We start from the raw sequence: 12,826 nt of genomic DNA, 5'->3' as shown, positions 1-12,826 counted from the left end.
CCGGAGCCCCAGCAGAAGGGCTCAACTCCACGACTCGACAGCGGAGTTCACGTGCTCCGTCCGTCTACAGGAGTCCCAGTGACCACACCAGGCGCCGAATTCCCCGCCCCTGCGGACCCGGTGGACAACGGCCTCAGTTGCGACCACCCCCTCACCCGGCTGCTCCTCCTCCTGGAGATCGCCGATCAGCCGGACTGGCTCCGCGATCTGGCGGCCCCCGCCCGCACCCCCGCCGCCCTCTCAGCCTCGCAGGGCCTCGGGTAGCTCGGCCGCGTACAGGATCTCCAGCCGTGACACCGCGCGGGTGAGCGCCACATAGAGGCGCTGCGGCCCGCGCGGCCCGCCCGCCGCTATCTCCGCGGGCTCCACCAGGACGACGTGGTCGTACTCCAGTCCCTTGGCCGACTCGGCGTCCACCACGGTCACCCGCTCACCCTCCTGTTCGGCGCCGGGCGTCCCGGCCGCGATCCCGTTCGCCGCCAGCGCTCGGCGCACGGCCGCCACCCGCGCCCCGGCCGCGATCACCCCGACCGAGCCCTCCCTCCCGAGCGCGGCAGCGACCCGCTCCGCCACGGCGCCGGTCGGCCCGTCCGCCCCCGGCACCCGCAGCGTCCTCAGCTCGCCGCCCGTGCGCAGCGACCGCGCCGGCGGGACGTCCACCGGAAGCGAGTCCAGCAACCGGTTGGCCGCCGCCAGCAGTTCGGACGGCACCCGGAAGCCCGTGGTCAGCGGGGCGACCGTCGCCTCGGGAACCCCCAGGTGCGCCAGCTGCTCCGGCCAGTCGCGGGCCGCCCACGGGGTGGTGCCCTGCGCCAGGTCGCCCAGCACGGTCAGCGAGCCGAAGCGGCTGCGGCGCGCCAGGACCCTGCACTGCATGGGGGAGAGGTCCTGTGCCTCGTCCACCACCACATGTCCGTAGCTCTCCTCGGGGTGGGCGATCAGGCCCGCCACCTCGTCCAGCAGCAGCAGATCCGCCTGCGACCAGTGTGCCGTCCGGGGCGACCGGGGGCGGCGGCCCTGCCACAGCAGCGCCCGCTGTTCGTCCTCGGTCAGCAGCCCGTCGGCTGCCTCGGCCAACGTCCGCGCGTCACCCAGCAGTCCGGCCACCACCTCCTCGGCCTTCACCCTCGGCCAGACGGAGTCCACGAAACCGGAGAGTGCCTTGACCCTGCCCATCCGGCGCAGCCACTCGCCCCCGGGCGGACCGGCGCGGCGCTCGGCCTGGTCGCGCAGCAGCGCCACGGTACGCGCCCGTACCCGCTCCCGGCCGACCTCGTACGGCGGCTGCTGCGCCAGGGTCTCCTCGACCACGGCGCGCAGCTCGTCCTCGTCCAGCCGCCAGCGGTACGAGCCGTCGGGCACCGCCACCGGGCCGTCCGGCAGCCGTACGCGCGCGTAGAGGGCGCGCCGCAGTACAGCCGCCATACGCGCGCTGTGCTTGAGTTCCACCGCCTCCGGGCTGTCCTCGGCCCGCACCGGATGGCCGGGCAGCAGATCCCCTACGGTGCACTGCCGCACCCCCACCTCGCCCAGGGCCGGCAGCACCGCCGAGATGTAGCCGAGGAACGCCGTGTTGGGCCCGACGACGAGCATGCCGCCGCGCTCGATGCGGCGAGGGTAGGTGTACAGGAGATAGGCCGCGCGGTGCAGCCCGACGGCGGTCTTCCCGGTGCCGGGCGCGCCCTGGACGCACATCGAACCGTCGGGGCCCGAGCGCACCAGGTCGTCCTGTTCGGGCTGGATGGTGGCGACGATGTCGCGCATCGGCCCCACCCGGGGGCGTTCGATCTCGCCGGCGACGATGCGGGAGGCGAGGGCCGATCCGGCGGCCGAGGCCCCGGCCGGTGACTCATCGGACCCCGCCGGCCCCTCGCCCGCCGGTCTCCCGTCCTCCAGCCTCTCGTCCTCCAGCCCTGTCAGGTCCTCGGCGGTGCCGGTGCCGTTCGGCGACCAGCCGAACCGGCGCCGGAAGCGGACGCCCCGCGGCTCCCGTGCGGTCGCCTGGTAGAAGGCGCGGGAGACGGGGGCCCGCCAGTCCAGCACCAGCGGCGGCGCCGAAGGGTGCTCGCTGACGCGGCGGCGGCCGATGTAGTAGCGCTGACCGCGGTGCTCGCCGGCCTCCTCGCCGCCGCGTCCCCCGTCGCTGAAGTCGAGCCGGCCGAAGAAGGGCGGCCCCTCCGGCTCTTCCCGTACCTCCTTGGCCCGGCTGCGCAGATAGCGGCCCAGCGCCTCCGCGCTCGCTCCGTCGCCCGCGACGCCCTCGCCTGCCGCCTCCCCGGTGTGCTGTCCAGTCAGCACACCGGCGCCCTCCAGCACCCGGTGCTGTGCCGCGGCGTTCGTACGGTCGAGCGTGGCGCGGCACCGGTCGGCGTGGGCGCGCTCGGCGGCCAGTTCGGCCCGGAGGGCTTCCTCTTGGGCGGTGTGGTCCCCGGACATGGGGCGGTGCTCCTCTTCGTCCTCGTTCCGGCTGGGTGGGTCGGCTGTGTGCGGTGCGCGTCAGGCGAACGGCGTCAGCCCGGTGCGCAGCAGTGCGAAGGCGTGCCGGGCGTCGCGGCAGGCCGACTCGTGCATGCTGTCGGCGCTCGCCCCCTGGGCGACGCGGTGCCAGTTGGCCGTGGCGAGGACCCGCTGGCAGGTCACGATCTGACCGGCCGCCAGCCGTGCCGTCAGGGTGGGCTGCGCCGTCGCGGCGCGGGGTGCGCCCGCGTCGGCTGCCGCCCCCACGGTGCTCTCGGCGCCCTCGGTCGGCTCGGTCCGCCCGTCGAGCCCTTTGGTCAGTTCGGCCGCCAGGGCCTCCTCGGAGCGGGCGGTGTAGGAGTGCAGCCGGGCCACCAGGGTCGGGGTGCCGTACAGCAGCCGGTGGAAGGCGAGCACTTCCGGCTCGTCGCACAGCCCGGTGACCGGATCGCGGGCCTCCAATCCGGCCAGGAAGTGCTGCTCCAGCGCGGTGAGGGGCGAGACGCCCGCTCCGCGCCCCGCCACCACGCGGGCCGCCTCGTCCTCGTGGTCCGCGAAGCGGTGGAGGGCCATGTCCTCCTTGGCGGGGAAGTAGCGGAAGAGCGTCGGTTTGGAGACCTCGGCGGCTGCCGCGATCTCGGAGACGGAGACCGCGTCGAAGCCCTTGCGCAGGAACAGGGCGACGGCCGCGTCGGAGATCGCCTGGTAGGTGCGTTGCCGCTTGCGTTCGCGCAGCCCGGTGGGGTGGTCGCTCATGCGGCGACCGTACCAGAGAAATGTAACTCGGTTAAATTTGTATCCGGGTTGCCTTCAGGGGTCACCCCGGGAGGCTGCCCTGAGGTCTTCGGGGAGGCTGTCCCGGGAGGTCGCCCGAGGGGGAGCGTGGCTGTTTGCGGTGGGCGCACGGCGGCAGTCCACACGGCGGGCGCAGCTTCTACCGCATCTGCCCCGTGTGCACCACACTGGCGGTGTACCCGCACATCGAGGCGAGGACGCGAGGAGAGGACGGACATGTCGGAGACCAGCGAGCCCCCCGCGGGGACCCCCGCCCCCGCCCCCGAGACCGGCCGTGTGGTGGTCGGCGTCGACGGTTCCCCGCACTCCTTCCGCGCCCTGGACCGGGCCGCCGACGAGGCCTACCGCAGGGGCGCCGAGCTGGAGGTGCTGTGCGGCGGGTCCTCGGCCCGGCGCGGTGCCTACCCGGAGACCGAGGCGGACAGGGAGCGGCTTCGGCAGGCCACCGGTCAGGTCGCGGCCGAGGCCGCCGAGCGGGCCCGTAAGCGCACGCCCGGGCTGACCGTCGTGGCGACCGGCGTGAGCGAACCGGCGGCCGACGCGCTGGTGCACCGCAGCCGCACCGCTCAGCTGACCGTCGTCGGCACCCGCGGGCACGGCGGCTTCCGCGGGTTGCTGCTCGGCTCGGTCAGCCTGCGACTGGCGGCACATGCGGCGGGACCGCTGATGGTCGTACGCGGCGAGATGCCCGAGCCCGGTGCGACACCGGGGGAGACGGTCGTCGGGCTGAAGTGGGAAGGCGCGACGCAGCCGGTCGAGTTCGGCTTCCGGACGGCCGAGCGCTCCGGTTCGCCGCTGTGGGTGGTGCACTGCTGGATCTATCCGATGCTGCCCGGTGTGGCGCTGCGGCTGTCACCGAAGGAGCCCTCGACGGAGACGAGGCGGGCCGAGCAGTTCGTGGAGGACACGCTGCGGCCCTTCCGGGAGCGCTATCCGAACGTGCGGCTGGGCGCCGAACAGCACCAGGGCCAGGCGGCCGAGCATCTGATCAAGCTGAGCGAGGGCGCCGACATGGTGGTGCTGGGGGTACGGCGCCAGCAGCGGCGACTCGGCCTCCAGCTGGGCCCGGTGGTGCACGCGGTCCTGCAGCACGCCAAGTGCTCGGTGGTGCTGGTGCCCGTGTCCTGACCGCCTGCTTCCGGCCCCCTTGGAGGATCACCCGACTCCGAGGGGGCCGATCGTGTGACTCTGTACGATAGAGGGCGTCTTGCAACGCGCGTAGAGTCCCCGCAGTCTCCCCGGTGACGGCCGGAGACACCAGGTCACGACCCTGCAACGACGCACGTCGCACCAGAGAACCACGCACGGAGCCCTACCCATGGCAGTCTCCCCCGGCGTATCCCACGCCGACGGCGCCGCCCCGGCGCACTCCTCCGCCCCCACGTCTGACTCCGCCACGCCGGCGACCGCCGTGATCGACGAGACCGTCGAGAGCCGCGGCATCGAGCCCGTACCCGATCACGAGCGGCGGGGCCGGGTCCGCGAGCTGTTCCCCACCTGGGTGGCCGCCAACATCAGCGTCCTGCTGCTCACCATGGGCGCCGGGCTGGTCGTCTTCAACGGCCTCAACTTCTGGCAGGTGCTGCTCGCGGCCTCCGTCGCCGGTGGCGTCTCCTTCGGTCTGGTCGGGCTGCTGTCGGTGTCCGGCAAGTGGGGCGGCGCGCCCGGCGCCATGCTCTCCCGGGCCACGTTCGGCGTGCGGGGCAACTACTTCCCCGGCATGATCCTGTGGGTCGCACGCTTCGGCTGGGAGACGATCAACGCCGTCACCGGCGCCTACGCCGTCCTCACGGTGCTCCGCCTGCTCTTCGGGATCGAGAGCAGCACCCCGCTCGTCGTCGTCACCCTGCTGCTGTTCGTCGGGGTGACGTTCCTGGTCAGCGGCATGGGCCGGAAGGTCCTCAACCTCTGCAACACCTGGTCGACCTACTTCTTCGGGCTCTTCACCGTCCTGGTGCTGGGCTACCTGGTCACCACCATCGACTGGGCGGAGGTCTTCTCCCGGCCCGCGGGCGGCACCGCCATGCTCATCGCGGGCATCGGCACCATCGCGGCCGGCGGCATCAGCTGGATCCCGACGGGCCCCGACTTCGCCCGCTATCTGCCGCACAGCGCCGAAGGACGGAAGATCTTCGGCACCACCGTCTCGGGCGCACTGCTGGTACTGGTGCCGATGGTGCTGATGGGCGGCGTGATGTCGGTGAAGGACCCGGCGCTCGCCAAGACCGACGACCCCGTCTCCTTCCTCGGCGAGGCCCTGCCGCTGTGGCTGGCCGTGCCGTACCTGGTGATCGCCGTGATCGGGATGGTGCTGATCAACAGCCTCTCGATGTACTCGGCGGGCTTCACCGCGCAGACCATGGGCGTGAAGCTGCCCCGCGCCTGGGCCGTCAGTGTCAACGCGGTCATCAGCCTGGTCGGCGGACTGCTGCTGATGCTGGTCGCCAAGAGCTTCTACGGCTCGTTCATCTCCTTCCTCTCGCTGCTCGCCGTCTCCTTCTCCGCCTGGGTCGGCGTCTACGGGGTCGACATGCTGCGGCGCCGCGACCGGGCCGTCCGCTACGACCCCGCCGGACTGCTCGACACCTCCCGCACCAGCCGCTACTGGTACGTCGGCGGCTACTGCTGGCAGGCGATGACGGCCTGGGGCATCGCCCTGCTGCTCGGGCTCGCCTTCACCACCTGCGACTGGTTCACCGGCCCCCTCCACTCCACCTGGATCGGCGAGAACGGGCTGGGCTGGGCCGCCACCGCGCTGCTGGCCGCACTGCTGTTCGCGGTGCTCCCCGCGCCCCGCGAGGGGGAGGCGTCCGCGCCGGTTTCCGCGCCCCGCCAGGGGGACGCCCAGGACGAGCAGGACGCCCAGGAAGCCCGGGACGCCCAGGCCGCCCCGGACGAGCAGGCCGCGCGGGCACAGCGCGGCTGAGCGGCTCCGGCGGACACACCGCCGGGCTCGTGCGGGCGAGGAGTCGGCACGGTCCCGGCGGTGTGTGCGTGAATGGACCTCGGCACAGCGGAAACCCCGGCTGACGGACAACGCCCGACAGCCGCCCCCGAGAGAGCCGAGGTCGCACAGTGAGCAGCGCACACGTCCCCACCGTCCTGCTGAACAGTGGCACGGAGATGCCGCAGCTCGGGTTCGGTGTGTACCAGGTGCCCGACGACGAGGCGGCTGCCACCGTCTCCGCCGCGCTGGAGGCGGGATACCGCAGCATCGACACCGCGGCGCTCTACGGCAACGAGGGCGGCACCGGCAAGGCCCTGCGCGAGTCCGGCATCCCCCGCGAGGAGCTGTTCGTCACCACCAAGCTGTGGAACACCGACCAGGGCCACGACACGGCGCTGCGCGCCTTCGACGACTCCCTGGAGCGGCTCGGCCTCGACTACGTCGACCTCTACCTCATCCACTGGCCGGCGCCGGCCAGGGAGCTGTATGTGCAGACCTGGCGGGCGCTGGCCGAGATCCACGACAGCGGCCGGGCCAGGACCATCGGCGTCTCCAACTTCGAGACCGATCACCTCCAGCGGCTCTTCGACGAGACCGGTGTGGTGCCCGCCGTCAACCAGATCGAGCTGCACCCCCGCCTCCAGCAGCCGGAACTGCGGAGCTTCGACGCGGAGCACGGCATCGTCACCGAGGCGTGGTCCCCGCTCGGCCGCGGCAACGGTGTCCTGGACGATCCCGTGGTCCGCAAGGCCGCCGCCAAGCACGGCAGGACCCCGGCTCAGGTGGTGCTGCGCTGGCACATCCAGCTCGGCAACGTCGTCATCCCCAAGTCCGTCACCCCGTCCCGGATCAAGGAGAACATCGACGTCTTCGACTTCGAGCTGGACGGCGAGGACCTGCGGGAGATCCAGCGCCTGGAGAACGGCACCCGCGTCGGCCCTGACCCCCGCACCCTGAACTGACCATGGCCCGGGACAGCGGGTGCGTCTTCTGCCGGATCATCGACGGCACGGAGCCCGCCCACCGGGTCCACGAGGACGAGGCCGTCGTCGCCTTCCTCGACCAGCGGCCCCTCTTCCCGGGCCACACCCTGGTGGTGCCGCGCGGCCATGTGGAGACCCTGACCGATCTGCCCGAGGAGTCCGTCGGCCCGTACTTCACCGCCGTACGCCGGGTCACCGGCGCGGTCGAGCGGGCCATGGCGGCCGACGGCTCGTTCGTCGCGGGCAACAACCGCGTCAGCCAGTCCGTGCCCCATCTGCACATGCACGTGGTGCCGCGCAGACGCAAGGACGGTCTGCGCGGTTTCTTCTGGCCGCGCGGCCGGTACGCCGACGAGTCGGAGGCCGAGCAGATCGCCGAACGCATCCGCGCGCAGCTGTGACCACGAGACGGACGATCCGCCCGGGGCCAGTTCGCCAACGGCGACACCGTCACCCTGAGGCTCGAACCGGGTCCTCCCGCTTCCCGTTCTCGGTACCGGCCTCTGCCTCGCCATCGTCGTCGTCACCGCCGTCCGCCGCAGCGGCCATCGCAAGAGGCTGCTCGCAGAACGCCACAGCTCCGCGAAGAGCACGACCGCGGCTGCCGTGACTGATCGAGGACCCGTCTGACGGTCACTGGGGCAGCAGGGCCGTGACCGCCGCCACCGTGTCGGCCTCCTGTGCACGTTTGTCGTCCCGGTAGCGCACCACCCGCGCGAACCGCAGGGTCACGCCCTCCGGATAGCGGGTGGAGCGCTGCACCCCGTCGAAGGCGATCTCCACCACCAGTTCGGGTGCGACCACCACCCCCCAGGACTTCTCCTCGACGGCCAGCTCCCGCAGCCGCTCGGTCTGCCAGGCCAGCAACACATCGGTCAGCCCCTTGAACGTCTTGCCCAGCATCGCGAAGGTGCCGTCCTCGCGCCGCGCTCCCAGATGCAGGTTCGACAGCTTCCCCGCGCGCCGCCCGTGCCCCCACTCCGCGCCGAGCACCACCAGATCGAGGGTGTGCACCGGTTTGACCTTCAGCCAGGAAGCCCCGCGCCGCCCCGCCGAGTACCGCGAGTCGAGCGCCTTGACGACGACTCCCTCGTGGCCGCGCGCCAGCACCTCCTCCGCGAACTCGCGGGCCGCCACACGCGTCGGCCCGTCCGCCGGATCGGGCACCGGCACCCGGCGCACCCGCAGCTTGTCGGGCAGTACCCGGGCGAGCGCGGCGTGCCGTTCCACGAACGGCCGGTCGAGCAGGTCCTCGCCGTCCAGATACAGCACGTCGAAGAAGACCGGATGCAGCGGCAGCTCGCTGCTGGCCCCTGCCACGTCCAGCCGGGAGGCGACACGTCCCGACACCTCCTGGAACGGCCGGGGCCAGCCGTCCTCCTTGAGGGCGATCACCTCCCCGTCCAGCACCAGCTGTGCTGCGTCGGCCCTGCGGGCGATCTCGGCCGCCTCCGGCAGCCGGTCGGTGATCTCGTCCAGCGTCCTGGTGTAGACGCGCACCTGGTCGCCGTCCTTGTGCACCTGCACCCGGATGCCGTCCAGCTTCTCCTCGACGGCACACGGGCCTAGTTTGTCCAGCGCCTCGTCCACGTCCTTGGCGGTGTGCGCCAGCATCGGCAGCACCGGCCTGCCCACCTGCAGCTGGAACAGGGCCAGTGCGTCCGGCCCTTGGGCCAGCAGCGCCTGGGCGACGCTGCCGAGCGACCCGCCGAGCATCACCGCCCGCCGCACCTCGCCCGGATCGGCCGCGACGGCTGCGGCCAGCCCCTCCACGGCGAAGGCGTCCAGCGCCCCCTGGCGCAGCTCGCCCCCGATCAGCCGGACGAGGAACCACTGCTCCTCCTCGGTGGCCGCCGCCATCAGCACATCCAGCTGCCGTTTGCGCTCCGCCTGCGCGCCCTTCCCGCTCACCTCGGCGATCCGCGCGAACGCGGCGTCCACCTCGGCGATGCTCAGCGCCGGCTCGTCGGCGGCCGGGGGCAACTCGCGCACGCTGCGCCAGCCCACTCCCGTACGGCGCTGCGGCAGCCGCCCCGCCAGATAGGTGACCACCACCGGCACCTCGGACGGCTCCGCCCTTCGGAACAGCTCCGCGAGCAGCGCCACCTTGTCGTTGCGGCCCGTGGCCCGGGCGATCCGGGCGGAGGTGCGAGCGATGTCTGCCAGCAGCATGGCCTCATGGTCGCCCATCGAGGCCGCGTGCGCTCCCGGCCGGCCCGCACGCCGTGCGGCCCCGGACTGTCCGGCGCAGAATCGGCAGTGTGGATCTTCCGGTGCTGCCGCCCGTGAAACCGATGCTCGCCAAGCCCGTCTCCGCGATCCCCGAGGCACCGCAGGGGATGCAGTACGAGGCCAAGTGGGACGGTTTCCGCTGTCTGGTCTTCCGGGACGGTGACGAGATCGAGCTGATCAGCCGGACAGGGAAATCCCTTGTGCGGTACTTCCCGGAACTGGTCGACGGGCTGCGCGAGCGGATGCCGCAGCGCTGCGTACTGGACGGTGAGATCGTGCTCCCGCTGGGCGGGCGGCTGGATTTCGAGGCGCTGCAGCAGCGCATCCACCCGGCCGCCTCCCGGGTACGGCTGCTGGCGGAGCGCACACCCGTCTCCTTGGTCGCCTTCGACCTGCTGGCCCTGGACGACACCGGCTTCCTGGATGCCCCGCTGACCGAGCGGCGCCGGACCCTGGAGAGGGCGCTGCGGGGCACGCGCCCGCCGCTGTATCTGGCGCCGGTGACCTACGACAGCGCCGTCGCCCAGGACTGGTTCGCGCAGTACGAGGGCGCCGGGCTCGACGGCGTGGTGGCCAAGCGGACCGATCTGCCCTACCGGCCGGGGGAGCGGGTGATGCTCAAGGTCAAGCACGAGCGTACGGCCGACTGCGTGCTGGCCGGGCTGCGCCCGCACAAGAGCGGTCCCGAGGCGCTGGGCTCCCTGCTGCTCGGTCTCTACGACGACTCGGGGGTGCTGCAGTACGTGGGCGCGTCGTCCTCGTTCCCGGCCGCGCGCAGACGTGAGCTGATGCGCGAGCTGGCACCGCTGGGCATGGACCGCCCCGAGGAGCACCCGTGGGCCCGCTGGCAGGACGAGGCCGCTCATGAGGAGGGCCGGATGCCGGGCGCGCCCAGCAGGTGGAGCGGTGGCAAGGACGCCTCCTGGGTGCCGCTGCGCCCCGAGCGGGTGTGCGAGGTGGCCTACGACCACATGGAGGGGAAGCGCTTCCGGCACACGGTGCTCTTCCGCCGCTGGCGCCCGGACCGCGAGCCGGGCTCGTGCACGTACGAGCAGCTGGAGGAGCCGGTGCGGTTCGACCTGGAAGAGGCGCTCGGCGGCCGCTGAGCCGTCACCCGGCCGTACCCGGTGCGGCCGGACGCACTCCCTCGCCCCCGGTCGGCTGCGGCAGTCCGGCGGCCAGTGAGGCGAAGCACGAGTCGAGCATGTCCAGCAGTTCCTCGGTCGGTGACTCGGGGTCCCATGCGCGGATCGAGGAGCGCAGCACCGTCAGTCCGACGCCGCCCAGCAGGCGGGGGTAGAGGGCGTCCGGGGACAGTCCGGTGCGTTCGGCGACTGCTTCGGCCAGCGCTTCGGCCATGTGGCTGTTGCTGTGCAGCAGTTTGGGGACCAGTTCGGGATAGGCGCCCAGCAGCCGTCGGCGCTCCCGCCAGCCGGCGTCGGCGACCAGCGCCGGAATGGCGGTACGCAGCGTCCGGTGCAGCGCCTGGAGCGGCGGCTCGCTCGCGGGGCGCGCGGTGAGCAGGTCGACGAGCTGGCCGGTGAGCCGGCGGTCCCAGTCGAATACCGCGTCGTCCTTGGTCTCGAAGTAGTTGAAGAAGGTGCGTGCGGAGACCCCGGCGGCTTCGCAGATGTCCTGCACGGTGACGGCGGAGGGGCCGCGCTCCAGATACATCCGGACGGCGGCGGCACGCAGCGCCGACCGGGTCTCCAGTTTCTTGCGCTCCCGCAGCCCCTGGGCGGTCTCGGAGGTCGGGTCGGCCATCTGCAGCTCCTGTGCTGTCCCGTGCGCTGCCTCTTCGCAGGGTTCCTACAGTAGTGCATTTTTGCAGCACTGCATTTTTCTGTTAGCGTCTCTAATCATTGGCTATGCCATGCATCGCGGCGGAGACCGGACCGGCTGCTGCACATGTCGAGGAGGCGGACCCTGTCCATGGCGGAAAACGCGGAAAACGCCGGAAACACGGCACACGCGAAAGGCAAGGCGGACCCGGAGAGCACGGGAGGCGGTACCTCCACGCTCCGCGCGACCGTACGCACCCTGGCGGAGACGCTGTGGTTCCCGGCGTTCTTCTTCACCGGCTTCCTCGTCTGCTATCTGCTGCCCTTCCACAACCCGGTGCCGCACCACGTGGAGGTGGCCGTCGCGGGACCGTCGGCCGCCCAGCTGGAACAGGCCCTCGAACACAAGAGCCCCGGTGCCTTCGACATCCACCAGGTCGCCGACGCACGGGCCGCACAGGACGCGGTCACCGACCGCGAGGCCACCGCCGCCTATGTGCCCGACGCCGAGCACCCGAAGCTCTACGTCGCCAAGGCCGACGGCTACTCGCTCGAATCCGTCCTCCAGAAGACCTTCACCGGCGTCGCACAGCAAAGCGGCGGCCGGCTGCAGGTCCACGAGGCGGCCCCCACGGCGCCCGGCGACGGCATGGGCACCGGGCTGTTCTACCTCGTCCTCGCCTGCACCATCCCCTCCTACGTCAGCGTGATGATGCTGCTGCGGGCCACCACCCTCGGGCGGCGCAAGAAGGTCGTCACCCTGGTGTCCATCGGCGTCGTGGAGAGCGTCGTCGCCTTCCTGGTGGCGCGCTCGATGGAGGTGGTCCCGAACGAGCCGCTGGCCATCCCGCTGATCTTCCTGATGACCCAGGCGGTCGCACTGACCTCCTACGGACTCGTCCCCTTCTGCAAGCAGTTCTTCCCGGGCGTGGCCATGGGGCTGTTCGTCCTGCTGAGCATGCCGTCCAGCGGCGGCGCGATACCCGTCCAGATGGTGCCCGGATTCTTCCGGGCGCTGCACCCGATCATGCCGATGGGCAACCTCATCGAGGCGCTGCGCGGGCTGTTCTACTTCGACGGCAAGGACGTCTGGCAGCACACCCTCGTCATCTGCGCCTGGGTCCTCGCCGGTGTCGCCCTCATCGCGCTCGGCGCCTGGAAGGAGCGGCGCGCCGCCCGCAAGGAAGCACGCGCCGAGGAGACGGCCGCAGCCGCCGAGCTGTCCGCCGAGCCGCCGGTCGAGGACCCCTCCTTCGAGCTGCCACGGCCCAGCGCCGTGGCCCCGCACAGCCGCCGCGCGGGCCTGCACGAGCCCGACCTGACAGGACGGGTCACCGACGAACACGGCCGGCCGCTGCCCGGTGTCGCCATCACGGTCACCGGCACCCACGGCAGGGAGCTGGTGCGCGCCATCACGGACCAGCACGGCGAATACGCGGCGGCGGGCCTGCCCGACCAGTTCGTCAATGTGATCGCCTCCAGCCCCGACCGCCTCGCCGCCGTCGCCCGCCTCCAGATCCGCGACGGCCACCCGATCCGTCACGACTTCCGGCTGGCCCCCAGGCCGGTACCGGTGTAGCGGGGCCGCCCCCTCGGGAGAGGGGGTGGCGGGTTCGGCGGCAGGCGCCCCC

General features: G+C 72.3%; 11 protein-coding genes. 7 read left to right on the top strand and 4 right to left on the bottom strand.

Translation table 11 applies throughout. The features are described 5' to 3' along the window. The first annotated feature begins 78 nt into the window (after window positions 1–78). Entirely contained in the window at window positions 79–264 is a 186-nt protein-coding gene (locus JW613_RS01855) for a hypothetical protein (RefSeq protein ID WP_209208908.1), read from the top strand. Here the strand turns inward: JW613_RS01855 and JW613_RS01850 are convergent. After that, entirely contained in the window at window positions 241–2,436 is a 2,196-nt protein-coding gene (locus JW613_RS01850) for a HelD family protein (protein ID WP_209208907.1), read from the bottom strand. The genes JW613_RS01855 and JW613_RS01850 overlap by 24 nt on opposite strands. Window positions 2,437–2,496: 60 nt before the next feature. Further along, window positions 2,497–3,213 (bottom strand): TetR/AcrR family transcriptional regulator, encoded by a 717-nt coding sequence (locus JW613_RS01845; protein WP_209208906.1) that lies wholly within the window; start codon window positions 3,211–3,213, stop codon window positions 2,497–2,499. Between the two features lie 255 nt (window positions 3,214–3,468). Here JW613_RS01845 and JW613_RS01840 point away from each other — a divergent pair, with 255 nt between their 5' ends. The 4 genes from JW613_RS01840 to JW613_RS01825 all read left to right on the top strand — a co-directional run bounded on the left by JW613_RS01840 (window position 3,469) and on the right by JW613_RS01825 (window position 7,583). After that, window positions 3,469–4,380 (top strand): universal stress protein, encoded by a 912-nt coding sequence (locus JW613_RS01840; RefSeq protein ID WP_209208905.1) that lies wholly within the window; start codon window positions 3,469–3,471, stop codon window positions 4,378–4,380. 190 nt (window positions 4,381–4,570) lie between these two features. Continuing rightward, window positions 4,571–6,178 (top strand): purine-cytosine permease family protein, encoded by a 1,608-nt coding sequence (locus JW613_RS01835; RefSeq protein ID WP_245224780.1) that lies wholly within the window; start codon window positions 4,571–4,573, stop codon window positions 6,176–6,178. A gap of 197 nt (window positions 6,179–6,375) precedes the next feature. Next, window positions 6,376–7,161 carry an aldo/keto reductase gene (locus tag JW613_RS01830; protein ID WP_209209200.1) on the top strand — a complete coding sequence of 262 codons (786 nt, stop codon included), beginning with the start codon at window positions 6,376–6,378 and terminating at the stop codon, window positions 7,159–7,161. A gap of 2 nt (window positions 7,162–7,163) precedes the next feature. After that, a complete protein-coding gene (locus JW613_RS01825; protein ID WP_209208904.1) occupies window positions 7,164–7,583 on the top strand; it encodes an HIT family protein in 420 nt (139 codons plus the stop codon). A 232-nt stretch (window positions 7,584–7,815) separates the two neighbouring features. On the opposite strand, the gene JW613_RS01820 is transcribed toward JW613_RS01825, so the two are convergent. Further along, window positions 7,816–9,354 (bottom strand): ATP-dependent DNA ligase, encoded by a 1,539-nt coding sequence (locus JW613_RS01820; RefSeq protein ID WP_209208903.1) that lies wholly within the window; start codon window positions 9,352–9,354, stop codon window positions 7,816–7,818. 89 nt (window positions 9,355–9,443) lie between these two features. Here JW613_RS01820 and JW613_RS01815 point away from each other — a divergent pair, with 89 nt between their 5' ends. Continuing rightward, window positions 9,444–10,520, top strand: coding sequence for an ATP-dependent DNA ligase (locus tag JW613_RS01815; RefSeq protein WP_209208902.1), 1,077 nt, complete (start codon window positions 9,444–9,446; stop codon window positions 10,518–10,520). A 4-nt stretch (window positions 10,521–10,524) separates the two neighbouring features. Here the strand turns inward: JW613_RS01815 and JW613_RS01810 are convergent, their stop codons facing one another. Further along, window positions 10,525–11,178, bottom strand: coding sequence for a TetR/AcrR family transcriptional regulator (locus JW613_RS01810; RefSeq protein ID WP_209208901.1), 654 nt, complete (start codon window positions 11,176–11,178; stop codon window positions 10,525–10,527). A gap of 168 nt (window positions 11,179–11,346) precedes the next feature. On the opposite strand from JW613_RS01810, the gene JW613_RS01805 reads away from it, so the two are divergent. Then, the gene (locus tag JW613_RS01805) at window positions 11,347–12,774 is read left to right on the top strand and encodes a carboxypeptidase regulatory-like domain-containing protein (RefSeq protein WP_209208900.1); all 1,428 of its coding nucleotides are present in this window, start codon (window positions 11,347–11,349) and stop codon (window positions 12,772–12,774) included. The last annotated feature ends 52 nt before the right edge of the window (window positions 12,775–12,826 follow it).

The organism is Streptomyces smyrnaeus (assembly GCF_017676345.1).
Taxonomy (GTDB): domain Bacteria; phylum Actinomycetota; class Actinomycetes; order Streptomycetales; family Streptomycetaceae; genus Streptomyces; species Streptomyces smyrnaeus.
The sequence above is the reverse complement of the archived record's forward strand: the minus strand, read 5'-3'. Positions and strand labels throughout refer to the sequence as shown.

What these genes read in the sequence shown, in the direction of transcription:
- JW613_RS01850 (WP_209208907.1), bottom strand. Translation starts at nt 2,436, where the DNA reads ATGTCCGGGGACCACACCGCCCAAGAGGAAGCCCTCCGGGCCGAACTG.
- JW613_RS01845 (WP_209208906.1), bottom strand. Translation starts at nt 3,213, where the DNA reads ATGAGCGACCACCCCACCGGGCTGCGCGAACGCAAGCGGCAACGCACC.
- JW613_RS01840 (WP_209208905.1), top strand. Translation starts at nt 3,469, where the DNA reads ATGTCGGAGACCAGCGAGCCCCCCGCGGGGACCCCCGCCCCCGCCCCC.
- JW613_RS01835 (WP_245224780.1), top strand. Translation starts at nt 4,571, where the DNA reads ATGGCAGTCTCCCCCGGCGTATCCCACGCCGACGGCGCCGCCCCGGCG.
- JW613_RS01830 (WP_209209200.1), top strand. Translation starts at nt 6,376, where the DNA reads ATGCCGCAGCTCGGGTTCGGTGTGTACCAGGTGCCCGACGACGAGGCG.
- JW613_RS01825 (WP_209208904.1), top strand. Translation starts at nt 7,164, where the DNA reads ATGGCCCGGGACAGCGGGTGCGTCTTCTGCCGGATCATCGACGGCACG.
- JW613_RS01820 (WP_209208903.1), bottom strand. Translation starts at nt 9,354, where the DNA reads ATGCTGCTGGCAGACATCGCTCGCACCTCCGCCCGGATCGCCCGGGCC.
- JW613_RS01810 (WP_209208901.1), bottom strand. Translation starts at nt 11,178, where the DNA reads ATGGCCGACCCGACCTCCGAGACCGCCCAGGGGCTGCGGGAGCGCAAG.
- JW613_RS01805 (WP_209208900.1), top strand. Translation starts at nt 11,347, where the DNA reads ATGGCGGAAAACGCGGAAAACGCCGGAAACACGGCACACGCGAAAGGC.